General features: G+C 42.0%; 22 protein-coding genes and 1 other RNA gene. 18 read left to right on the top strand and 5 right to left on the bottom strand.

Annotated elements, in window-relative coordinates; genetic code table 11:
* The first annotated feature begins 65 nt into the window (after positions 1-65).
* The 11 genes from aceE (at position 66) to acnB (ending at position 13128) form a co-directional block, all read left to right on the top strand.
* The gene (gene aceE / locus AC4IFT_RS16140; RefSeq protein ID WP_490733591.1) at positions 66-2732 is read left to right on the top strand and encodes a pyruvate dehydrogenase (acetyl-transferring), homodimeric type; all 2667 of its coding nucleotides are present in this window, start codon (positions 66-68) and stop codon (positions 2730-2732) included.
* 13 nt (positions 2733-2745) lie between these two features.
* Positions 2746-4605, top strand: a complete 1860-nt coding sequence (gene aceF, locus AC4IFT_RS16135; protein WP_490751885.1) for a pyruvate dehydrogenase complex dihydrolipoyllysine-residue acetyltransferase — start codon at positions 2746-2748, stop codon at positions 4603-4605.
* 204 nt (positions 4606-4809) lie between these two features.
* Positions 4810-6237, top strand: coding sequence for a dihydrolipoyl dehydrogenase (gene lpdA, locus AC4IFT_RS16130; RefSeq protein ID WP_206082677.1), 1428 nt, complete (start codon positions 4810-4812; stop codon positions 6235-6237).
* Between the two features lie 268 nt (positions 6238-6505).
* Positions 6506-7042 carry a hypothetical protein gene (locus AC4IFT_RS16125; RefSeq protein ID WP_490751883.1) on the top strand — a complete coding sequence of 179 codons (537 nt, stop codon included), beginning with the start codon at positions 6506-6508 and terminating at the stop codon, positions 7040-7042.
* A gap of 56 nt (positions 7043-7098) precedes the next feature.
* Positions 7099-7857 (top strand): Contact-dependent inhibition of growth factor CdiA, encoded by a 759-nt coding sequence (locus AC4IFT_RS16120; RefSeq protein ID WP_490751881.1) that lies wholly within the window; start codon positions 7099-7101, stop codon positions 7855-7857.
* Positions 7854-8090 (top strand): hypothetical protein, encoded by a 237-nt coding sequence (locus AC4IFT_RS16115; protein WP_219249335.1) that lies wholly within the window; start codon positions 7854-7856, stop codon positions 8088-8090. Before AC4IFT_RS16120 ends, AC4IFT_RS16115 begins: the two co-directional genes overlap by 4 nt.
* Before the next feature lie 274 nt (positions 8091-8364).
* Positions 8365-8649, top strand: a complete 285-nt coding sequence (locus tag AC4IFT_RS16110) for a hypothetical protein (RefSeq protein ID WP_490751880.1) — start codon at positions 8365-8367, stop codon at positions 8647-8649.
* A 219-nt stretch (positions 8650-8868) separates the two neighbouring features.
* Positions 8869-9093, top strand: a complete 225-nt coding sequence (locus AC4IFT_RS16105; protein ID WP_353242985.1) for a hypothetical protein — start codon at positions 8869-8871, stop codon at positions 9091-9093.
* 97 nt (positions 9094-9190) lie between these two features.
* Positions 9191-9538, top strand: a complete 348-nt coding sequence (locus AC4IFT_RS16100) for a DUF3969 family protein (protein ID WP_490751878.1) — start codon at positions 9191-9193, stop codon at positions 9536-9538.
* Positions 9539-9735: 197 nt separating this feature from the next.
* Positions 9736-10089, top strand: a complete 354-nt coding sequence (locus AC4IFT_RS16095; protein ID WP_275076458.1) for a VOC family protein — start codon at positions 9736-9738, stop codon at positions 10087-10089.
* Positions 10090-10530: 441 nt separating this feature from the next.
* Positions 10531-13128, top strand: coding sequence for a bifunctional aconitate hydratase 2/2-methylisocitrate dehydratase (gene acnB, locus AC4IFT_RS16090; protein ID WP_219246564.1), 2598 nt, complete (start codon positions 10531-10533; stop codon positions 13126-13128).
* 53 nt (positions 13129-13181) lie between these two features.
* Here acnB and AC4IFT_RS16085 read toward each other — a convergent pair whose 3' ends face one another.
* Positions 13182-13559, bottom strand: a complete 378-nt coding sequence (locus tag AC4IFT_RS16085; RefSeq protein ID WP_490751876.1) for a VOC family protein — start codon at positions 13557-13559, stop codon at positions 13182-13184.
* A 181-nt stretch (positions 13560-13740) separates the two neighbouring features.
* Here AC4IFT_RS16085 and AC4IFT_RS16080 point away from each other — a divergent pair, with 181 nt between their 5' ends.
* From AC4IFT_RS16080 to AC4IFT_RS16065, 4 genes are all read left to right on the top strand, one after another.
* Positions 13741-14106: a YacL family protein gene (locus AC4IFT_RS16080; protein ID WP_273804531.1), complete on the top strand. Its 366-nt coding sequence runs from the start codon at positions 13741-13743 to the stop codon at positions 14104-14106.
* A gap of 142 nt (positions 14107-14248) precedes the next feature.
* Positions 14249-15115, top strand: a complete 867-nt coding sequence (gene mscS / locus AC4IFT_RS16075; RefSeq protein ID WP_490733577.1) for a small-conductance mechanosensitive channel MscS — start codon at positions 14249-14251, stop codon at positions 15113-15115.
* 178 nt (positions 15116-15293) lie between these two features.
* Positions 15294-15926, top strand: a complete 633-nt coding sequence (gene argO, locus AC4IFT_RS16070; protein WP_490733575.1) for an arginine exporter ArgO — start codon at positions 15294-15296, stop codon at positions 15924-15926.
* Positions 15927-16083: 157 nt separating this feature from the next.
* Positions 16084-16815 (top strand): oxidative stress defense protein, encoded by a 732-nt coding sequence (locus AC4IFT_RS16065; protein ID WP_490751874.1) that lies wholly within the window; start codon positions 16084-16086, stop codon positions 16813-16815.
* On the opposite strand, the gene AC4IFT_RS16060 is transcribed toward AC4IFT_RS16065, so the two are convergent.
* Entirely contained in the window at positions 16812-17726 is a 915-nt protein-coding gene (locus AC4IFT_RS16060; protein ID WP_219246576.1) for a LysR family transcriptional regulator ArgP, read from the bottom strand. The genes AC4IFT_RS16065 and AC4IFT_RS16060 overlap by 4 nt on opposite strands.
* 193 nt (positions 17727-17919) lie before the next feature.
* On the opposite strand from AC4IFT_RS16060, the gene rpiA reads away from it, so the two are divergent.
* Together rpiA and serA are read left to right on the top strand one after the other, a co-directional pair.
* Positions 17920-18582: a ribose-5-phosphate isomerase RpiA gene (rpiA, locus tag AC4IFT_RS16055; protein ID WP_490751872.1), complete on the top strand. Its 663-nt coding sequence runs from the start codon at positions 17920-17922 to the stop codon at positions 18580-18582.
* Between the two features lie 484 nt (positions 18583-19066).
* Entirely contained in the window at positions 19067-20317 is a 1251-nt protein-coding gene (gene serA / locus AC4IFT_RS16050; protein WP_219246580.1) for a phosphoglycerate dehydrogenase, read from the top strand.
* 44 nt (positions 20318-20361) lie between these two features.
* On the opposite strand, the gene AC4IFT_RS16045 is transcribed toward serA, so the two are convergent.
* The 3 genes from AC4IFT_RS16045 to zapA all read right to left on the bottom strand — a co-directional run bounded on the left by AC4IFT_RS16045 (position 20362) and on the right by zapA (position 21708).
* Positions 20362-20952, bottom strand: coding sequence for a 5-formyltetrahydrofolate cyclo-ligase (locus AC4IFT_RS16045; RefSeq protein ID WP_490751870.1), 591 nt, complete (start codon positions 20950-20952; stop codon positions 20362-20364).
* A 133-nt stretch (positions 20953-21085) separates the two neighbouring features.
* A non-coding RNA gene (ssrS, locus tag AC4IFT_RS16040) (6S RNA) lies at positions 21086-21267 on the bottom strand.
* Positions 21268-21378: 111 nt separating this feature from the next.
* Positions 21379-21708: a cell division protein ZapA gene (zapA, locus tag AC4IFT_RS16035; protein ID WP_047756767.1), complete on the bottom strand. Its 330-nt coding sequence runs from the start codon at positions 21706-21708 to the stop codon at positions 21379-21381.
* A 138-nt stretch (positions 21709-21846) separates the two neighbouring features.
* Here zapA and AC4IFT_RS16030 point away from each other — a divergent pair, with 138 nt between their 5' ends.
* Positions 21847-22425: a YecA/YgfB family protein gene (locus tag AC4IFT_RS16030; protein WP_490751868.1), complete on the top strand. Its 579-nt coding sequence runs from the start codon at positions 21847-21849 to the stop codon at positions 22423-22425.
* The last annotated feature ends 50 nt before the right edge of the window (positions 22426-22475 follow it).

The following is a 22475-nucleotide window of genomic DNA, read 5'->3' as shown; positions in this document are numbered from 1 at the left end:
GGAAAATAGCAGGAAGATAGGCTCCACATAACCATATAAAATAGATAACAGATAAGGAATACACCATGTCAGATATGTTAAAAAATGACGTGGATCCGATTGAAACTCGCGACTGGCTACAGGCGATTGAATCGGTCATCCGTGAAGAAGGTGTTGATCGTGCTCAGTTTATTATCGAACAGGTATTAAGCGAAGCGCGTAAAGGCGGCGTAAGTATTGCTGCTGGTGCATCTGGTCGTTCTGATTACATCAACACAATTGCTGTTGAAGATGAGCCTGCATACCCTGGTAACATGGACTTAGAGCGCCGTATTCGCTCTGCAATTCGCTGGAACGCAGTAATGACTGTTCTGCGCGCGTCTAAAAAAGACTTGGAACTGGGCGGCCATATGGCTTCTTTCCAGTCATCAGCAACCTTGTATGAAGTCTGCTTCAACCACTTCTTCCGCGCTCATAATAACAATGATGGCGGGGACTTAGTATTCTTCCAAGGCCACATCTCTCCAGGAATCTATGCACGTGCTTTCTTAGAAGGCCGTTTAACTGAAGAGCAAATGAACAACTTCCGTCAAGAAATTGGTGGAAATGGTCTGTCTTCATATCCGCACCCTAAATTGATGCCTGATTTCTGGCAGTTCCCAACCGTATCAATGGGTCTGGGCCCAATCAACGCTATCTATCAAGCTAAGTTCCTGAAATACCTTGATAACCGTGGCCTGAAAGATACATCTGCGCAGCGCGTATATGCATTCTTAGGTGATGGTGAAATGGATGAGCCAGAATCTAAAGGTGCAATTACTATCGCAACACGCGATAAATTAGATAACTTAGTTTTCGTTATCAACTGTAACCTGCAACGTCTGGATGGCCCAGTAACAGGTAACGGCAAAATTGTTAATGAATTAGAAGGCATCTTTAGTGGTGCTGGTTGGCAAGTTATCAAAGTTATGTGGGGCGACCGTTGGGACGAGCTGCTGCGTAAAGACACGAGCGGCAAACTTGTTCAATTAATGAACGAAACCTTAGACGGTGACTACCAAACCTTTAAATCACGTGATGGCGCATACGTCCGTGAGCACTTCTTCAATCGTTACCCAGAAACTGCTGCATTAGTTAAAGATATGACTGATGATGAGATTTGGGCACTGAACCGTGGTGGTCACGATCCGAAGAAAGTCTATGCTGCATTTGCGAAAGCAAAAGAAACCAAAGGCAAACCAACTGTTATTTTAGCGCAAACCATTAAAGGCTATGGTATGGGCGAAACAGCAGAAGGTAAAAACATTGCACACCAAGTGAAGAAAATGAACATGGACGGCGTTCGCCATTTCCGTGATCAATTCAATGTGCCAGTGGCTGATGAGCAAATCGAAAAACTGCCATACATTACTTTCGAAAAAGATTCAGAAGAGTACAAATACCTGCACGAGCGCCGTCAAGCGCTGGGTGGCTATTTACCTGCTCGCCGTGCAACTTTTGATGAGAAACTGGAAATCCCTGCTCTGGCAGATTTCAGCCAATTATTAGAAGAACAATCAAAAGAAATTTCGACCACGATCGCTTTCGTTCGTGCATTGAACGTGATGTTGAAAAACAACTCTATCAAAGAGCGTTTAGTGCCAATTATCGCTGACGAAGCGCGTACATTTGGTATGGAAGGTCTGTTCCGTCAAATCGGTATTTATAGCCCGAAAGGTCAGCAATATACGCCGCAAGACAGAGAACAAGTTGCCTACTATAAAGAAGACTCGAAAGGTCAAATCCTGCAAGAAGGTATCAACGAGCTGGGTGCAGGTTCTTCTTGGTTAGCTGCTGCAACATCTTACAGCACTAACAACTTGCCGATGATCCCATTCTATATCTACTACTCAATGTTTGGTTTCCAACGTATTGGTGACTTAATGTGGGCAGCGGGTGACCAACAAGCGCGCGGCTTCCTGATTGGTGGTACTTCAGGTCGTACAACGCTGAACGGTGAAGGCTTACAACACGAAGATGGTCACAGCCATATTCAATCACTGACTATTCCTAACTGTATTTCTTATGACCCAGCATTCGCTTATGAAGTTGCTGTGATTATGCAAAACGGTTTAGAGCGCATGTACGGTGAGAAACAAGAGAACGTGTACTACTACATCACGACGCTGAACGAAAACTACCACATGCCTGCAATGCCAGAAGGCGCAGAAGAGGGTATCCGTAAAGGTATCTACAAACTGACTTCTGTTGAAGGTAGTAAAGGTAAAGTGCAGTTATTAGGTTCAGGTTCAATGATGCGCCACGTTCGTGAAGCGGCGGATATCCTGTCTGCTGAGTATGGCATCGGTTCTGATGTTTACAGCGTAACTTCATTCACTGAATTGGCGCGTGATGGCCAAGATTGTGAGCGTTGGAACATGCTGCACCCATCTGCAACACCACGCGTTCCATACATTGCACAAGTGATGAATGATGCGCCAGCGGTTGCATCAACTGACTACATGAAACTGTTTGCTGAACAAGTTCGTACTTACGTGCCTGCAAGTGATTACCGTGTACTGGGTACTGATGGTTTTGGTCGTTCTGACAGTCGTGAAAACCTGCGTCACCACTTTGAAGTGGATACCAGCTATGTCATCGTAGCAGCGTTAGGTGAATTAGCTAAACGTGGTGAAGTTGATGTTAAAGTCGTTGAAGAAGCGATTAAAAAATACAACATCAACCCAGAAAAAGTTAACCCACGTTTGGCATAAGAGGTAAATATCAATGTCTATTGAAATCCAAGTGCCAGATATCGGTGCTGATGAAGTTGAAGTCACCGAAGTGATGGTTAAAGTTGGCGACAAAGTAGAAGCAGAGCAATCGCTCATTACCGTTGAAGGTGATAAAGCCTCTATGGAAGTCCCATCACCACAAGCGGGTGTGGTAAAAGAAATTAAAATTGCGACTGGCGACAAAGTCAAAACTGGCTCGCTGATCATGGTCTTTGAAGCAGAAGCGGGTGCAGCTGCGCCTGCTCCAGCACAAGCGCCAGCTGCTCCTGCGGCAGCACCAAGCGCAGCAGCGTCAAAAGACGTTGCTGTACCTGATATCGGTGGCGATGAAGTTGAAGTTACTGAAATCATGGTTAAAGTTGGCGATACCGTGACTGCGGAGCAATCTTTAATTACCGTTGAAGGCGATAAAGCTTCAATGGAAGTCCCTGCACCATTTGCAGGTACCGTTAAAGAAATCAAGATTGCGACAGGCGACAAAGTGAAAACTGGCTCGCTGATCATGGTCTTTGAAGTTGCAGGCGCAGCGCCAGCCGCAGCTCCAGTTGCACAAGCTGCAGCACCAGCGGCTCCAGCAGCCTCTGCAATTAAAGATGTTAACGTTCCAGATATCGGCGGTGATGAAGTTGAAGTTACCGAAGTGATGGTTAAAGTGGGTGACACCGTTTCTGCTGAGCAATCAATCATTACGGTTGAAGGCGACAAAGCATCAATGGAAGTTCCTGCACCATTTGCTGGAACCGTTAAAGAAATCAAGATTGCGACAGGCGACAAAGTGAAAACTGGCTCGCTGATCATGACCTTTGAAGTCGCCGGTGCAGCACCAGCTGCGGCGTCAGTTGCTCAAGCAGCGGCACCAGCACCTGCAGCAGCGCCAGCAGCTTCTGCACCTGCGAAAGCAGCTGATAGCAAAAATGAATTTGTTGAGAACGATGCATACATTCATGCAACACCGGTTATTCGCCGCTTAGCGCGTGAGTTTGGTGTTAACTTGGCGAAAGTAAAAGGCACTGGTCGTAAAGGCCGTATCCTGCGTGAAGACGTTCAAGCTTACGTGAAAGATGCAGTCAAACGTGCTGAAGCTCCAGCTGCGGCAGGTGGCGGTTTACCAGGTATGCTGCCATGGCCGAAAATTGATTACAGCAAATTTGGTGAAGTTGAAGAAGTCGAACTGGGTCGTATCCAAAAAATCTCTGGTGCAAACCTGAGCCGTAACTGGGTGATGATCCCGCACGTTACGCTGATGGAAGAAGTGGATACCACTGAAGTTGAAGAATTCCGTAAGCAACAAAATAAAGAAGCAGAGAAGAAAAAACTGGACGTGAAAATCACGCCATTAGTTTTTGTCATGAAAGCGGTTGCTCGCGCTCTGGAAGAAATGCCGCGCTTTAACAGCTCGATTTCTGAAGATGCACAGCGTCTGTTCTTGAAAAAATATATCAACATCGGTATCGCGGTTGATACACCAAATGGCTTAGTTGTTCCTGTCTTTAAAGACGTTAACAAAAAAGGCATTTTAGAGTTATCTCGTGAACTGATGGAAGTTTCTAAGAAAGCGCGTGCAGGTAAACTGACTGCGGCTGATATGCAAGGCGGATGTTTCACCATCTCTAGCCTTGGTGGTATCGGTACAACCGGTTTTGCACCAATCGTGAACGCACCAGAAGTTGCTATTATGGGGCTGTCACGTTCTTCAATGAAACCTGTTTGGAACGGTAGCGAGTTTGTTCCTCGCCTGATCCTGCCTATGTCACTGTCCTTTGACCACCGTGTCATCGATGGGGCTGATGGAGCACGCTTCATCACCCTAGTAGGGCAATTAATGAGCGATATTCGCCGTTTAGTGATGTAAGTAATAAGACCGGCGAATAAGCCGGTCTGTTTTATTTAGGCTGAGGCAGAATTTTTTGCTGCTGCTACGAAAGGTTGGGAGTTACATCACGAAATGAGCCTTTTCAGGGTGTTAACAATTCTGTAAACTGCTCTCGGTGTGTACTTTTCCAGTGGAAGATCGTTTATTCAGCAGTACCGCTGGACAAAACAAAAAGAGGTCATGATGAGTACTGAAATTAAAGCCCAAGTCGTTGTGCTTGGTGCAGGCCCTGCAGGCTATTCTGCGGCTTTCCGTTGCGCTGACTTAGGTTTAGAAACTGTTTTAGTAGAACGTTATTCAACCCTTGGTGGTGTTTGTTTAAACGTTGGCTGTATCCCTTCAAAAGCTTTGTTGCATGTTGCAAAAGTGATCGAAGAAGCGAAAGCATTAGCAGAGCACGGTATCGTATTTGGTGAGCCAAAAACCGATATCTCTAAAGTTCGCTTATGGAAAGAAAAAGTCATTAATCAGCTGACAGGTGGTTTAGCTGGTATGGCGAAAGGCCGTAAAGTTACCGTCGTTAACGGTCTGGGTAAATTTACTGGTGCAAATACACTGGTTGTTGAAGGCGAAAACGGTAGCACGACTATCAATTTCGATAACGCAATCATTGCAGCGGGTTCACGTCCAATTCAATTACCATTCATTCCTCATGAAGACCCACGTATTTGGGATTCAACCGATGCGTTAGAACTGAAAGAAGTTCCAGAGCGTCTTCTGGTTATGGGTGGTGGTATCATCGGTTTAGAAATGGGAACTGTGTACCATGCACTGGGTTCTCAAATCGATGTGGTTGAAATGTTTGACCAAGTCATCCCTGCGGCTGACAAAGATGTGGTTAAAGTATTCACCAAACAAATCAGCAAAAAATTCAACCTGCTATTAGAAACGAAAGTAACTGCAGTTGAAGCGAAAGAAGACGGTATCTATGTGTCTATGGAAGGTAAAAAAGCTTCCGCAGAACCACAACGTTATGATGCTGTGTTAGTGGCTATCGGCCGTGTTCCTAACGGTAAAAACTTAGATGCAGGCAAAGCTGGCGTTGAAGTTGACGATCGCGGCTTTATCCACGTGGATAAACAAATGCGCACTAACGTTCCGCACATCTTTGCTATCGGTGATATCGTTGGTCAACCAATGTTGGCTCACAAAGGTGTTCATGAAGGTCACGTTGCCGCAGAGGTTATCTCTGGTCTGAAACACTACTTTGACCCGAAAGTTATCCCATCTATCGCTTATACTGAGCCAGAAGTTGCTTGGGTTGGTTTAACTGAGAAAGAAGCGAAAGAGCAAAACATCAGCTACGAAGTGGCAACTTTCCCATGGGCTGCATCAGGTCGTGCAATTGCATCTGACTGCTCAGAAGGTATGACTAAGCTGATTTTCGACAAGCAATCTAACCGTGTTATCGGTGGTGCGGTTGTCGGTGTGAACGGTGGCGAATTACTGGGCGAAATCGGTCTAGCAATTGAAATGGGCTGTGATGCAGAAGATTTAGCATTAACTATCCATGCTCACCCAACACTGTACGAATCAATTGGTATGGCTGCTGAGATCTACGAAGGTAGCATCACTGACTTACCAAATGCAAAAGCGAAAAAGAAAAAGTAATTTTCTAATTCGCAGTGGTAAATAGTCTCTCTAGTCGGCTATTTATCACTAACGTATATAAAGAAGCCAATGTGGAAACACATTGGCTTTTTTGTATCTGTCTAAAAATAAAAAAATATTTTATTTAATTCACTAATGCTTATTTTAAATATAATTATTTAATTCTGAAATTTCATATTATTAGAATGATATCGCTTAGTTGACTATAAAAAATTAAAATCTTATTTTCCTTATTGAGTTATTTAATCGCTAATAAGGATATTAGATTATGGAAAATATGAGTCATATAGATTCAATGACAGTAATAGGAAGTCACTCCCCACCCAGTAGCTTTAGTCATTATTTTCAAAATGAAATGAATCATGTTTCTGATGAGCAATATGAGGACATAAATAAAAATACATGGGTTACTGATTATTATGATAGGTTAAAAGAAGCGGATTATTATGATAGCTTCCATAAAGAGCCTCCTCAAAAGGAGTTTTATGATTATCAGGATCAGGTACAGTCACCACCAGAGTTACCCGTTTTAAAATATGAATCGCCAAAATCACCACAAGAAATTATCGAAGATAAAATTGTTATATTAAGGGGGGAACTGAGTAATATTGAAAAATCTTATGAGTGGAAGTTTTTGAATAACCCAGAGCAATACCCTTGTACTTATCAATGGAAGTTTTATTCATCAGAGTTAAATATCACTGCAACATTAAAATTAAATACGAAGCAAGATAGAGATAGAATTTTATCTAATAATTTTTCAGGTAACATACCGGGTATACCCCGAGTTGATTTTTTAATGTAGAGCCATTTTATAAGGCAGTTAATCAGCGCGTCGAAATAGAAGCAAGAAATCATTTATTGGCTTTTAAAGCGCGGCATCAAAATACGTTGAATGAAATTCAGTCTAATATAAATGAATTAAATAAACTGAGAATAGCTCGAAGTAGTGTATTGGCTATCCCCACGCCAAGTGTTCCTACATTATCTTATCATGCAGGTTCAAACTCGCAAGTAACACAAACGGCAAATAGTGGCCTTGCGAAAGGTATCGAAAATACATTTGGCAATATTCGCGATGGTCTAGCGGAAACGTTTGATTGCTCTTTTGGCATGAGCTGCTCAAATGATATCGATCAAGCAAATAAAGATCCGAATGTTGGAAAAGAGCTAACCGCAGAAGAGAAAGAGGCGCTTGGAATCTCTAGTGGTGGTAGTGCTACTGGCACACCTAATGGATTTGAGCCAGATGATGAAGAGTATAAATATAATCAACAGCAACAACAGAAAGAGAGTAAATTTAAAAACTTCTCTGAAGAAGATCTCATTTCCTCAGCAAATAAACCAATAAATAAACAAGGACTTTCTACGGCAGCTCGTGCATGGGATAAGCATGCCGCTAGACCTGATGGAGTATTTGAACCATTAAAAGGTAATCCAGCGCAAAAAAATGCTGCTGCTGAAAATTTTATTCGAGAAATTCTTAAAGACCCTAAAGTAGTCCGAAAAGATTTAAGTGGCGGTGCATTCGAATATCGTTTACCTAGCGGAAAAGGTATCAGATATAATGCGGATGGTTCGTTTAATACGGTGTTAGATCCAACTAAGGTAAAAAAATGAAAGATAATAAATTAGAATTATTTTTTTCAAGTCCAATGGAATATGAGAGTCTAACGTTAGAGGTTCAATTAAATTGGGATAAGGTTGTAGAAATTAATCAAGATAAAGGTGTTGATAATTTAGAGGCCGAACTATTTGGTTCAGATCTATCTCGCAACTTTATAGCTAAAATGCCTTTAGATGATCTAATTGCAATATTAATTGAAGCTAGAGATACATTGAAGAAACAGTGAGTCTCTAGCCTAGCAAGTAAAAGATCCCATTTTACTGGGATCTTCTTAGTCGTCTTACTCACTCCTCACCCTGCTGGATAATCAACAGTCCAGCTTGGCGCATCGAGGGCAGACTCTACCTATGGCGTGTTTAGTTGCACAACGGTTTCAAGCGACTATTGAGGAAATACCTCAATCATTTCACAAAGTGAAGATATTGGATGGCTGGTTGATAGAAAAATTAAAGCCGTTGAAGATTAATAAAAAATAGTAGTGAAATAATAAAGGCTAATACATGAAAGTAGAACTTGAATTACTTGAAGAATGTATTGTGACAATTTTTAATGAAATGAGAAGTCAAAACATTAATGCTATTAATTTAGAATCGGATTTTTATTGGAATGTACCTATTGAATCTATTTATGATATCTATAAAGAGCCAATTCAGCTTGATATTGGCCAGCTAGAAGACGATTATAAAATATTATCTCAGGCAAAAGAAAAAAATATTTTAGTAAACCATAATTTAAAGAGTGTATCTGCTATCTTAAGATATATAGCAGAAAAATATCCTAATTAACTTTTTTATTAGCTACGCCATAATGAAATAGTGTAATGAGCCTAGTCATTATAGTCTTCGCTGCATCTTTAAAATAGAAAAACAATAAATATAGGTAATGAATTGAAGTCATTGATGCTGAATTATTGGATGCTCGGGTATTAAGATTTAGTATAGATGGTAAGAAATTTATTAGTTTTAGAGAACTATAAGGTTTGCAAATGATTGATGGGGTATTTTATGTTAGAATACAGTGTTGGAAGTTCTTTAAGCCGAGATGATTTATATGCTGAGCTCTCCTTTAATAATGTTCAGTGGGGAGAAATATCATTATCTGAAGATAAAAGAGAGGTGAAAATTATTATTTACCCTGATTCAGATATTTTAGAATTTAATTACAATGAATTTTTATTATTGATAGAGAAAGCTAAAGACCATCTTTTACGTTTAGAGCCTTTAGTTTAATTTCCGCACAATCAGGCTGGTTCCCCCCATTTTTAGAGTGGGGGAACCAAAGTGGAAGAGTTATTAATATAAAAATTAAACGGGGTTGGAGTAATAAATGATGAAGCTTTGCTATAGCATTGATGATAAACAGGCGAGCAAATTTATAAGCTTTTTAACTTTAGGTGTATTAACTGCATTAGATAGAAATTTGATATCAATTGATGAAGCGGAAGGATTTATTTTCAAACCGTATTTGGCCAAATTACTTGAGCAAATTGGATTAGATAAAAAATTAATAGAGATAATTAACCTAGGTTGTGAATTAGATGATGTAGAATGTTTAATTCCTGAACAGCTTCAAGCAAGTATTGATGAGTTAATACAGAAAACCATCACCGTAATTTCACAGAGTGAAAGCTTTGGGCGACTAGTTGATAAAGAAATTAAAGTCGTTAAAGATTAGCTTTGAGGCTGTAATTTAACGGGTTATCTTCTCGTTTGTCAGATTATTGATTATTTGCTTAGGCACTCCATAATCAGCAAATTCATGGTGTACCTAAATCATTCATACATATCAAGCTAACAGCGTACTTGATCTGATTTGATAACTTCTTATGATACAGGCCATCGTTTATCATCTAGTTAAATAACTAAACCATCATGCAACTAAAACCAACTGCGATTTTAATTCACGTACCTGATGTTCAAGCAGGGCTGGCTTGGTATCAACAGGCATTTCCTCAAGCTATTGCTGAATATTTACCTGAGTTTGACTTTACCTTATTGCATGTGGGGGACTTTACGATAGAAGTGGTGCAAGCGGATGAAAAAGTCAGTGAAGGTAAAAAAGGAACTGTGCTGTATTGGCAAGTAGACAATTTTGCTTTGGCGTTTGAGCACTTTACTCAGTTAGGGGCTAAGTTGTATCGTGGACCTATGTTAATAGATGGTAACAAGCAAATGTGTCAGTTCGTTGATCCCTTCGGAAATTTGCTTGGAATAAAAGGCCAATAAAATCAATTAAATCCTTTAAGTTGATTAAAACCAATCGCAATGATTTACCTTATCAATTAGTAATGTAAATAAAATTGCGATAATAAATATAATTTGTGATACCTGAAGGAAAAAGCCACAAAAGAGGGTGCTTTACTCAGCAAAATGCATTATAAAAAGTATGGTTTTTTCAGCTTTTTATGATGATTTATAGTCTCTTAAGCTAAAAAATAACCCGTAATTAAGTGTTAAGGCATGAAGTTAGTAGATAAATGTTACTTTCTTGTGAATGAATTAACATTACGTTTAAATTCTGCTATGCTGAGAGCCCGAAGCTGGACATAATTTTACCGCCATTGAGATTATGCGAGCAAATTCCTCTGACCTGGCACCGGATGATAATTTTGTCAATAAGGTGCAGACAGCCGGGTATATAAATAACAAAGAAGCGAGGAGAACGTCGTGCTAGAAGAATACCGTAAGCACGTAGCCGAGCGTGCCGCTCAAGGGATTGTCCCTAAGCCATTAGATGCGTCACAAGTAGCTGCACTGGTAGAGTTACTGAAAAACCCACCCAAAGGTGAAGAAGATTTCTTGTTAGACCTGCTGACCAACCGCGTCCCCCCTGGTGTTGACGAAGCAGCGTACGTAAAAGCTGGATTTTTAGCCGCTATTGCAAAAGGCGAAACATCCTCCCCTCTGATCTCCCCTGAAAAAGCGATTGAACTGCTTGGTACTATGCAGGGTGGATATAATATCCATGCACTGATTGAAGCGCTGGATGATGCTAAATTAGCTCCTATCGCGGCAAAAGCCCTTTCCCACACCTTATTAATGTTCGATAACTTCTACGATGTAGAAGAAAAAGCGAAAGCTGGGAATGCACACGCGAAACAAGTTATTGAATCATGGGCAGATGCCGAGTGGTTTAAACAACGCCCTGCATTAGCCGAAAAAATGACTGTCACGGTATTTAAAGTGACAGGCGAAACCAATACCGATGACTTATCACCTGCACCAGATGCATGGTCACGCCCAGACATCCCTCTGCACGCGTTAGCGATGCTGAAAAATGCCCGTGAAGGTATTGAGCCAGATGATGCGGGTAACGTTGGACCAATCAAACAAATCGAAGCACTGAACAAAAAAGGCTTCCCACTGGCGTATGTCGGTGATGTTGTGGGTACAGGTTCTTCACGTAAATCTGCAACCAACTCCGTACTGTGGTTTATGGGCGATGATATCCCATTCGTCCCGAACAAACGCGGCGGTGGTGTTGTTTTAGGTGGCAAAATTGCGCCAATCTTCTTTAATACAATGGAAGATGCGGGTGCGCTGCCAATTGAAGTGGATGTCTCTAAACTGAATATGGGTGATGTCATTGATATCTACCCATTTAAAGGTGAAGTTCGCAACCACGAAACCAATGAATTACTCGAAACGTTTGAATTAAAAACTGACGTGTTGATTGACGAAGTGCGTGCAGGTGGTCGTATTCCACTGATCATCGGTCGTGGTTTAACCAGCAAAGCGCGTGAGTCATTAGGTTTAGAAGCAACTGACGTCTTCCGTCATGCGAAATCCGTTGCACAAAGCAATCGTGGTTTCTCATTAGCACAGAAAATGGTTGGTCGAGCCTGTGGTCGCCCAGGTATTCGCCCGGGTGAATACTGTGAGCCAAAAATGACCTCTGTCGGTTCGCAAGATACGACAGGCCCAATGACACGTGATGAGTTAAAAGACTTAGCGTGTTTAGGCTTCTCTGCGGATTTAGTGATGCAGTCATTCTGCCACACTGCGGCATATCCAAAACCGGTTGACGTAACAACTCACCACACATTACCTGATTTCATCATGAACCGTGGTGGTGTTTCTCTGCGTCCGGGGGATGGTATTATCCACTCGTGGTTAAACCGTATGTTGTTACCAGATACTGTTGGTACAGGTGGTGACTCTCATACTCGTTTCCCAATCGGTATTTCGTTCCCTGCGGGGTCTGGTCTGGTGGCGTTTGCTGCGGCAACAGGGGTTATGCCACTGGATATGCCAGAATCTGTATTGGTGCGCTTTAAAGGTGAAATGCAACCGGGTATCACGTTACGTGACCTTGTACATGCTATCCCATTATATGCGATTAAAGACGGCCTTCTGACGGTTGAGAAAAAAGGGAAGAAAAACATTTTCTCTGGCCGTATTTTAGAAATTGAAGGTCTGCCAGAACTGAAAGTTGAACAAGCGTTTGAATTAGCGGATGCCTCTGCTGAGCGTTCAGCCGCAGGTTGTACGATCAAACTGGATAAAGCGCCAATCACAGAATACCTGCAATCTAACATCGTCCTGTTAAAATGGATGATCGCAGAAGGTTATGGCGACCGTCGTACTATCGAACGTCGTATTAAAGGCATGGAAAGTTGGTTAGCAGATCCACAACTGCTTGAAGGTGATGCAGATGCGGAATACGCAGCTGTAATTGAAATCGACTTAAATGATATCAAAGAGCCAATTCTGTGTGCACCAAATGACCCAGATGATGCACGTTTACTGTCTGATGTTCAAAACGAGAAAATCGATGAAGTGTTTATCGGTTCTTGTATGACTAACATCGGTCACTTCCGTGCCGCAGGTAAGTTATTAGACTCGCATAAAGGCCAATTACCAACACGTTTATGGGTTGCTCCGCCAACGAAGATGGATGCAGCGCAATTAACGGAAGAAGGTTATTACAGCGTATTTGGTAAGAGTGGGGCGCGTATTGAAGTCCCAGGCTGTTCACTGTGTATGGGTAACCAAGCACGTGTGGCAGATGGCGCTACCGTCGTTTCGACCTCAACGCGTAACTTCCCGAACCGTTTAGGTACTGGAGCGAATGTGTACCTTGCATCCGCTGAGTTAGCGGCTGTTGCATCACTGTTAGGTCGTTTACCAACCCCAGCAGAATACCTGCAATATATGGACAAAGTGGATGAAACCGCGGCAGATACTTACCGCTATCTGAACTTTGACCAGTTATCACAATATACTGAAAAAGCTGACGGTGTGATTTTCCAAACCGCAGTCTAATTCATTATTTTGGTAATTATAAGGCCTCTACAAACAGAGGCCTTTTTTATGCTTTAAAGATATTCAGAAATCTCAATCAGGTTTAAATCCACATCACGTAAATAGATAGATAGGATTGGCCCCATTGCGCCTGTTCGTTTCACGGGGCCTTCGATAATTTCTACACTTTGCTGTTGAATATGTGCCTGAACTTCAGCGAGAGGGATATCGCTGATAAAACATAAATCTAACGCACCGGGTACAGGTAAGTGTGCTTTGGGTTCAAACTCTTTGCCATACTGATGGATATTGATTTTTTGCTGGCCAAATTGCAGAGCATAACGCTGCTCGCCAAAGGTTATGACCTGCATTTTTAAAACGCGTTGGTAAAAATCTAGGCAGGCGTCTAATTGCGTTGTCGTGAGAACAATATGGTCTAATCGATTGATCATTGAGACTCCTATTTCGTACATTCACATTATTTGCATTAATTTTAAGCGAGTTTTATCGCGGATGCGTTGAAATTCATGCCATTATTGAAATATCTCAGAATAGGCGTTAATACCTCTCAACAAATCGAATTGTCTCGCGTTATACTGAGCCATAATGACGCAAAGAGTAGAGGTATTGCATATGGACTACCAATTTTTCCAAGATATTACCGGAGTTATCTCCGCAAAATTCTCGATGGATCATGAGGCGATTGGATATTGGCTAAATGAAGAGGTTAAAAACGACCTTAGTCTGCTCGATACTATCGAAGAAAACTACGAAAAGTTAAAAGGCAGCGAAAATCAGTGGGAGCTGATTGGGCACGAATATACGTTACTGCTTGATGATGAAGAAGTGATGATTAAAGCTAACCAGTTATCGTTTGAAACTGAAGGCCTCGAAGAGGGAATGAGTTACTATGATAATGAAAGTGTTGCTTTTTGTGGTATTGATGACTTCCTATTAATGTTAAAAGACTATCGTGTTTTTGTTATCGAAAACCGATAAATGCATTTTTTTTAGTGATAAGTTTTGTATTTTAACAAATTATCGCTATTATTTGCAGTGTAAAACTAGCGATTTAACGTTCTAGTTAAAATGAGCTAGCAGAAATTTATTTTTTGATAACAAAAGCGAAAGGAACACACATATGAATACTGATGATGTTACAGGTGCGTTGAATGATGCAACGAATTGGTTTGTCGCAAACCAAGATCTGTTAGTCCAGTATGTGGTGAATATTGTTTCTGCCATTGTCATCCTGATTGTCGGTATGATGATTGCGAAATGGGTTGGCCGCGGTTTACACCGTGTAATGACCATGAAAGGTATTGACACAACCGTCAGTGACTTTTTATCGGCCATTGCGCGCTATACCATTGTTGCGTTTACCTTAATTGCCGTTTTAGGCAAGATTGGTGTTCAAACGGCTTCTGTTATTGCGGTGATGGGTGCGGCAGGTTTAGCGGTTGGTTTAGCATTACAAAATTCACTGGGTAACTTTGCCGCCGGTGTATTGCTGGTGGTATTTAGACCACTTAAAGCAGGGGAATATGTGACAATCGGTGCTGTTGAAGGTACCGTACAAAACGTGCAAATTTTCTCAACGACGCTAAGAACTGGGGATGACCGCATTATTGTGATCCCAAATGGTAAAATCATTGCAGACAACATTATTAACGTCTCGCGTGAGCCAAACCGCCGCCGTGATATTATCGTTGGTGTTGCTTACGATTCTGACATTGATGTTGTGAAGAAAGTGTTAGGTGACATTGTTGCTGCTGACCCGCGCATTCAACATGATAAAGGTGTGACCATCCGCCTTAATGAAATGGGCCCGTCGACTTTAAACTATTTGGTACGTTACTGGACAACCAATGGCGATACTTGGGCGGTGTATTGGGATCTTATGGAAAACTTCAAACGTGCATTAGACAAGCACAATATTGGTATCCCATTCCCACAAATGGATGTGCATCTGCACCAACAAGGTTCAGAAACCCATAAAATTCAATAAATGAATTTTTAATTAGATTCAATAAAATAGCGCTATTTATGGCGCTATTTTTGTCTCTGTATTTCCCTTCCATTATATAAGTCTAACTTATGACCTATTAGAGTTAATCATTTCCACTAATAATTTTTTCTCGCTACTATTTGCGCATACGAATTGAATAATTATTAGGGTTTTTTGCATGTTTACAACGTATGTTCAGGGCGCACTTCTTGGTGCAGCGATGATTTTACCGCTAGGGCCACAAAATGCCTTTGTTTTACAGCAAGGCAGCCGTAAACAGTTTCATATGATGAGTGCATTTCTATGCGCTTTAAGTGATACCGTGTTAATTATTGGTGGGGTATTTGGCGGCAGTGCGCTATTAAGTCAATCTGAAATATTGATGCAGTTAATTACATGGGCAGGGGTTATTTTTCTGGCATGGTATGGTTATGGCGCATTTCGCACCGCGCTCAGCCCAGATGATGCCGTCTTACAAGCTGAAAATAAAGTCATTACCCGCTGGAAAGTGATTGTTACGCTATTTGCCGTCACATGGTTAAACCCGCATGTGTATTTAGACACTTTTGTCGTACTTGGTAGTGTGGGAGGGCAATTAGAAAGCCAGTTACGGCCTTGGTTTACGGCGGGGGCGCTGACAGCATCATTTGTTTGGTTCTTTGCTTTAGCGATTTTAGCCGCATGGTTTTCGCCTGTGCTGAATAAGCCACGCTCACAAAGAATTATCAACGTTTTTGTGGGGAGTGTGATGTGGTTTATTGCACTTCAATTGGCAATACAAGGGCTTAAAGGATTAGGGGTAATATCCTAATAACACAACATAACCTCAACAGAATGATAAATACTGTGAATTTCTTATTATTCTGATCTGCACTTTTTTTATGATGTGTTACTGTTAATTTGTACTCGGGATAGTTTATGGTGAACTATCCCTTTTTTAGCGACAAATTATTGTATTGGGAGGTTCTGTGAAATTAAAATCTTTAGTTCTCGCTGCCATGGTGGCAGGTACGGCGGTTCCTACCCTGTCTCTGGCCGATGCGTTACCGAATGGCCCGCACATTACCACATCTGGTAATTCTGTTGTGAAAGCAACGCCAGATATGGCGACGTTGAACATTGTTGTTGAAGTGACTGCAAAAGACGCCGCTGCGGCAAAAGCTGCTGTAGACAAGCGCGTTGCCGAGTATTTCGAATTCTTAAAGAAAAATGGAATCGAAAAACAGGACATTAACGCGGCCAATGTGCGTACGCAGCCAAAATATGATTACAGCAGTGTAAAACAAAAATCGACGATTGAAGGTTATACTGCAATCCGCTCTGTTGAAGTGAAAGTGACTAAACTGGACCAACTGAATACCCTGTTAGACGGTGCGTTAGCGGCAGGTTTAAATGATATTAACTCAGTGCAATTTGGTGTGTTAAAACCTGAGCAATATCGTGATGCAGCCCGTGCGCAAGCCATCAAAAATGCAACAGAGCAAGCGACTGAAGTCGCAAAAGGGTTTAATGCGCAGTTAGGCCCAGTGTATAGCATCAGTTATAACGCGCCTGCGGCAGTGCCTTACCCAATAGCGGCGAGAGCCTATGGTGGGAAAATGAAAGCCGCTGTTCAAGATCTCAACATTGATGAGACCTATGAACAGCAAAGCATTGATTTTAATGACCAAGTTGATGTGGTGTTTGAGCTAAAACGTTAACTTTCAGCTGCAATTTCATCTTCTTGTTTTAACATCTGGCGCCCGGTTTTTAATAGGGCGTCAGTCACTCTCTTCATCGTGCGGCTTTCAGGCGCAAAGCGATGCCAGTACAGCATACGGCGTTGGCACAACCCCGGCGTTAAGTCGACTAACTCACCATTTTTTAATTCATCAGCAATCTGCAAATGTGGGATCATGCAGCAGGTAGAACCCTGCTTAGCCAATTGCACAAAGGCTTCGGACGAATTAACAATATGGCAAGGAACACTGCCCGGCGATAAGCCAAAGTTTTGCTGAACAAACGCTTGGTGCATATCATCCAAGTGGTCAAATGCCACTGCGGGGGCCTTTAATAGGGATGAGCGAGTGACACCATCTGGGAAATATTTGGCGGCGAAATCAGGAGAAGCAACAAAGATATAGTCCAACGCGCCGAGTTTATCGACTAAACAGCCGGGTAATGCTTGTGGCTGGATACTGATTGCACCTACCACTTCACCCCGTCTTAAACGTTCTTGAGTACGGGTTTCGTCTTCCACTTGGATATTCAACCGAATAGGGCTATTACCTAAAACAGGGTTGAGCGCAGGGAGGAACCACGTTGCTAAACTGTCGGCGTTGACGGCAAGGGAAAGTAACAGAGGCGTTGAACCCGTATTTTCATCCCCAAGCCATTGTTCTTCCAACAATTCAACTTGATGAAGCAGCGCTAACAGCTTTTGCCCTTGTTCAGTCGGATGCGGCGGAACGGTTCGCACAAGTAACGGTTGCCCAAACAGGTTTTCTAGCTGTTTTATCCGTTGTGAAACAGCGGATTGCGTGATGCAAAGCTTTTGAGCTGCACGCTCAAAGCCGCGTTCGCGGATAACGGCATCCAGTGCTTGTAATGCGCGATAGTCGGGGCGCTTCATCAAAAAGTCTCCTTGTTGTTATTCTGCTAAGCACTATGCCATATTTTTATTGATAACACCTGCAATTATTGCGGGCACTCGACAAATCACAAGAAGTAACGCACAAATGCAGCGAACAACACTGCAACTTATTGCGGGCTCGGTATATACTAATTCTTAATTACGTCTCAATTAAATAGCAAAAGGCATGAGCATGACGCAGGATGAATTAAAAAAAGCGGTGGGTTGGGCAGCACTGGAATACGTAAAACCCGGCACAATTGTTGGTGTCGGTACAGGGTCTACTGCATCACACTTTATTGATGCATTGGCAACAATGAAAGGGCAAATTGAAGGTGCTGTTTCTAGCTCCGAAGCGTCTACGCAAAAACTTAAATCGTTGGGTATCCCTGTTTTTGATTGTAATCAAGTGGACTCATTAGATGTTTACGTTGATGGTGCGGATGAAGTCGACCATCATATGAACATGATCAAGGGCGGCGGTGCTGCGTTAACACGTGAAAAAATCGTTTCTGCGATTGCAAAAACCTTTGTGTGCATCGTTGACCAATCAAAACTGGTTGATGTGTTAGGCAAGTTCCCTCTGCCTGTTGAAGTTATCCCAATGGCGCGTAGCTATGTGGCGCGTGAATTGGTCAAACTGGGTGGTACACCGGAATATCGTCAAAATGTGGTTACTGATAATGGCAACGTGATTTTAGATGTTCACAATTTAAGTATTGTTGACCCTGTTGCATTAGAAAACACCATCAATGGTATCGCAGGCGTTGTGACTGTTGGTCTATTTGCTAATCGTGGTGCTGATGTTGTCCTGATGGGCACAACGGATGCCGGGGTTAAAACGATCAAACTATAATCGCAATTATTTGCGATAAATTAATTTGGTTAATCTACAGGCCAGCAAACTATTTAGTTGCTGGCTTTTTTGTGCAGTAAAAAAAAGGCATTAACGTATTTGGTTAGTGGGTAGATTGAAAAATAATTGACCAGTTTTATAAATATCATTAATTTGAAATTTATTTCATTATTTTTATTATCCCGCGATTTTGGTGATATATCTCACACTAATATGCATTGTGCAGGAAAAATCCTTATTTTGTGTTACTGCTCCTGATTTTCTACCATTTAACTTCTTTTTCCTCGCGCTTTTTAGTACGCCTTAAGCAAACGGTTGTATTGATACTGCGCTGAATTTTGCTATGTTGGTATACTCTTTTCAGATTTCAAGGTAGATGAATGTGCTGGTATGGATATGCCTTGAATTATGTTGAGCAAAACCATGAGTCAAACAAGCAAATTCATCTGTCACAAATTTAAAACGTTCACGATAGGGTAGGGAAATGGTCAAGGTATCTTTGCATAAAGACAAAATAAAATTTTTACTGCTAGAAGGTGTTCACCAAAGCGCGGTTGATAACTTAAAAGCAGCGGGTTATACCAATATTGAATACCATAAAAGCGCATTGTCTGATGAAGAATTAAAAGAAGCGATCAAAGATGCGCGCTTTGTCGGTATCCGTTCCCGCACTCATTTATCCGAAGAGATTTTCGCTGCCGCTGAAAAGTTAGTGGCGGTTGGTTGCTTCTGTATCGGAACCAACCAAGTGGATTTAGACGCCGCGGCAAAACGTGGTATCCCTGTCTTTAATGCACCATTCTCAAACACCCGTTCCGTTGCTGAGATGGTATTAGGCCAGCTATTACTGTTGTTACGTCGTATTCCTGAAGCGAATATGCAAGCGCACCGTGGTATTTGGGAAAAACAAGCGAAAGGCTGTTTTGAAGCACGTGGTAAACGCCTTGGTATTGTTGGATACGGCCATATCGGTACTCAGCTGGGGATCTTAGCTGAAGGCATTGGTATGAATGTTTTCTTCTATGATATTGAAAATAAACTGCCTTTAGGAAATGCAACCCAAGTACGTTCTTTGACTGAGTTACTCAATATGAGCGATGTCGTCAGCTTGCATGTTCCAGAAACGGCCAGCACGAAAAACATGTTTGCTAAAGAACAGTTTGACCGCATGAAACCAGGTTCAATCTTTATCAATGCGTCACGTGGTACCGTGGTGGACATTCCTGCATTGGCAGCAGCGCTGGAAAGCAAGCATTTATCCGGTGCAGCGGTTGACGTATTCCCAAGTGAGCCCGCGGCAAATAACGACCCGAATGACCCGTTTATTTCTGAGCTGATTAAATTCGACAATGTGATTTTAACGCCTCACATTGGTGGCTCTACAGAAGAAGCACAAGAAAACATTGGCTTAGAAGTTGCGAGTAAACTGGCAAAATATTCTGATAACGGTTCAACGCTTTCTGCGGTCAACTTCCCAGAAGTTTCTCTGCCTGTACACACTGAAGACACTAACCGTTTCTTGCATATCCACGAAAACCGTCCGGGTATTTTGAATAGCATTAACCAAGTGTTTACTGACAACAACATTAACGTTGTGGGTCAGTATTTACGGACGTCAGGTAATGTGGGTTACGTCGTTATCGATGTACTGATGCAAACACCAAATCAAACGGATGAAGCACTACAGAAACTGAAAGACCTGCCGGGCACTATTCGTGCACGTCTGTTGTTCTAAGTTCCCATAACCCGTTTTTTCTCATGATATGGCGCAGGTATTGATTACCAGCGCCATATTTTTTTCGGGGTAATAATTTCAGGCAGCGGAATATCCCAATACGCAACAGGTAACTGTTCAACCTGTTGGCAATCATGAGCTAGCCCGATGGGGTAAAAACCACTTTGTTGCCAGTTCGCTAGCGTTCTATCGTAAAACCCACCCCCCATTCCTAAGCGCTGCCCTTGGTTATCAAAGGCCACTAACGGAATTAACATCACATCAAGTTGTTCAGGGGGGAGAACATCGCGCACATCTAAGGGGGGCTCTGCAATATTAAAGCGGTTTTTGATTAACTGTGTGTCTGGGCGATAGTGCAGAAATAATAGATGATGAGCACTAAAAGGGTGTAAAACAGGTAGATATACTTGTTTATTTTGTTGCCATAAAGCATCGATAAGTGGCTGGGTATTAATTTCACCATCAAACGATAAAAACAGTGCGATATTTTTTGCTTGTGCAATTTTAGGGTGCTGCAACGCATTGAGTTTAGCTTGTTCAGCCGCTATTTTTTGCTGCTCAGGGGTTAACTGACGTCGAGCTTGGCGTATGGCTTGGCGGATTTGTTGGCGCTGCGTAGAAAGTGTGTCTTGCATATAAATAACCTACAGTGGACGGCGATAGGAAATAGCAATATTCAAAATAGTATATCGCAAGGCCAGAAATAGTGTAGGTTAATAAATTGAGTTTGAGGGATTAAGCGATTGAAAGTACAGCAAGAAAAAATTGAGGGTCTCCAAGATGCCGTTGTAGGCTGTAACCCTTGAACCCTTGGTTCAAGGTGAACGCAGTTTAGCAACCTTTAGGCTTCCTGAACGAATCAGGCATGCTCACCAGCGCAATAACCGCATTCTTTTTAGTTGAAATATCGGCTCAGGGGACTCGCCCACTCACGCGCATCTCAGAGAAATTTGGTTTGAGAACTTTTCGTTACTCAGTGACTTCATTGTACGAAACTAGATTTAAAATGCAACCCTAATTTTGTATATTTTTTTCTACTAGTGTCTGATTAATAAGCAGATTTACTCTAAGGGCAATACTTGCCTCTCAGTGATCTTCACCTGGTCGTGCAACGCTTGTTCAATGGTATGTTGCAACATTTTTATCTTCTCTTCCATATTATAAGCATAATCACGCGTTTTTGTCTTTTCTTGTGCTAATTCGTGACAGACGTTCAATGCTACGATAAAAATAAGCTGTTCCATATTGGTAACGCCGCTTTTATCTTTCAGATTTTGCAAGCGTTGTTCTAATTCTTTAGCCGACTCAAGAAGGGCCTCTTTTTGTTCTGATGGGCAATTAACGCGCATTGAACGCCCAAAAATCTGAATGTCGACAGGTTGTGCGGACATGAAACCTCCATACTGAATAATACTCGCCATAAATACATCATATTTGGCGCAATTAATAGATAAGACAAAAGCATACTGGTTAGCGACTACCCTTGATGGTAGCATATCACGAATCATAAGCTAACATGACGAATTCAGATGTCTATACAAAAATCTTTACCAAACTATGAATCACTGGACAAACTGCTGCAACAGCACTCAATAGCACTTACCGCTGCGGAAATCCATGGTTTAATAACGGGGTTAATCTGTGGCGGAAGTCGTGACCATGGCTGGCAAACACTTGTCCATGACCTTGCAAACGATGGCCTTGCATTCCCACAAACGGTCGCTCAACCTCTACGCGAGCTGTTCGATACTACATTTGAAGCACTTGATGACAGTGAATTTGCATTTACCATGCTATTCCCTGATGAAGATGCGTCGATATTTGACCACGCAGATGCATTAGCGGGCTGGGTTAATCACTTTTTATTAGGTGTGGGTGTCGCACAACCGAAACTAGCTGATAAAAAAGAAATCAGCGAAGTCATTACGGATCTGCGTAATATCGGGATGCTTGGTTACGATGAAGATGAAGACCAAGAAGAACTCGAACAAGCGCTGGAAGAAGTGGTTGAGTATGTGAGAGTGGCTGTGCAGTTATGTTATATCGCGTTAGTTGAGCCGAAAAAAGGCCCAACAGCAGCTGAGAATAACAAGCCGATCCTTCACTAATCCCGACTTGTTTGTCACTAAAAACACGCCACTTTGTTTTATCGAAAGGT

The sequence above is a fragment of the Providencia sp. UF-183 genome (genome assembly GCF_058246155.1).
The sequence above is the reverse complement of the archived record's forward strand: the minus strand, read 5'-3'. Positions and strand labels throughout refer to the sequence as shown.

Bases quoted from the DNA above. Each gene is read 5' to 3' on its own strand.
- AC4IFT_RS16030 (WP_490751868.1), top strand. From the start codon at position 21,847: ATGTCTATACAAAAATCTTTACCAAACTATGAATCACTGGACAAACTG.
- serA (WP_219246580.1), top strand. From the start codon at position 19,067: ATGGTCAAGGTATCTTTGCATAAAGACAAAATAAAATTTTTACTGCTA.
- AC4IFT_RS16045 (WP_490751870.1), bottom strand. From the start codon at position 20,952: ATGCAAGACACACTTTCTACGCAGCGCCAACAAATCCGCCAAGCCATA.
- argO (WP_490733575.1), top strand. From the start codon at position 15,294: ATGTTTACAACGTATGTTCAGGGCGCACTTCTTGGTGCAGCGATGATT.
- lpdA (WP_206082677.1), top strand. From the start codon at position 4,810: ATGAGTACTGAAATTAAAGCCCAAGTCGTTGTGCTTGGTGCAGGCCCT.
- rpiA (WP_490751872.1), top strand. From the start codon at position 17,920: ATGACGCAGGATGAATTAAAAAAAGCGGTGGGTTGGGCAGCACTGGAA.
- aceF (WP_490751885.1), top strand. From the start codon at position 2,746: ATGTCTATTGAAATCCAAGTGCCAGATATCGGTGCTGATGAAGTTGAA.
- AC4IFT_RS16125 (WP_490751883.1), top strand. From the start codon at position 6,506: ATGGAAAATATGAGTCATATAGATTCAATGACAGTAATAGGAAGTCAC.
- AC4IFT_RS16105 (WP_353242985.1), top strand. From the start codon at position 8,869: ATGTTAGAATACAGTGTTGGAAGTTCTTTAAGCCGAGATGATTTATAT.
- AC4IFT_RS16085 (WP_490751876.1), bottom strand. From the start codon at position 13,559: ATGATCAATCGATTAGACCATATTGTTCTCACGACAACGCAATTAGAC.
- AC4IFT_RS16115 (WP_219249335.1), top strand. From the start codon at position 7,854: ATGAAAGATAATAAATTAGAATTATTTTTTTCAAGTCCAATGGAATAT.
- AC4IFT_RS16060 (WP_219246576.1), bottom strand. From the start codon at position 17,726: ATGAAGCGCCCCGACTATCGCGCATTACAAGCACTGGATGCCGTTATC.
- mscS (WP_490733577.1), top strand. From the start codon at position 14,249: ATGAATACTGATGATGTTACAGGTGCGTTGAATGATGCAACGAATTGG.
- aceE (WP_490733591.1), top strand. From the start codon at position 66: ATGTCAGATATGTTAAAAAATGACGTGGATCCGATTGAAACTCGCGAC.
- AC4IFT_RS16110 (WP_490751880.1), top strand. From the start codon at position 8,365: ATGAAAGTAGAACTTGAATTACTTGAAGAATGTATTGTGACAATTTTT.
- AC4IFT_RS16100 (WP_490751878.1), top strand. From the start codon at position 9,191: ATGATGAAGCTTTGCTATAGCATTGATGATAAACAGGCGAGCAAATTT.
- AC4IFT_RS16080 (WP_273804531.1), top strand. From the start codon at position 13,741: ATGGACTACCAATTTTTCCAAGATATTACCGGAGTTATCTCCGCAAAA.
- AC4IFT_RS16095 (WP_275076458.1), top strand. From the start codon at position 9,736: ATGCAACTAAAACCAACTGCGATTTTAATTCACGTACCTGATGTTCAA.
- zapA (WP_047756767.1), bottom strand. From the start codon at position 21,708: ATGTCCGCACAACCTGTCGACATTCAGATTTTTGGGCGTTCAATGCGC.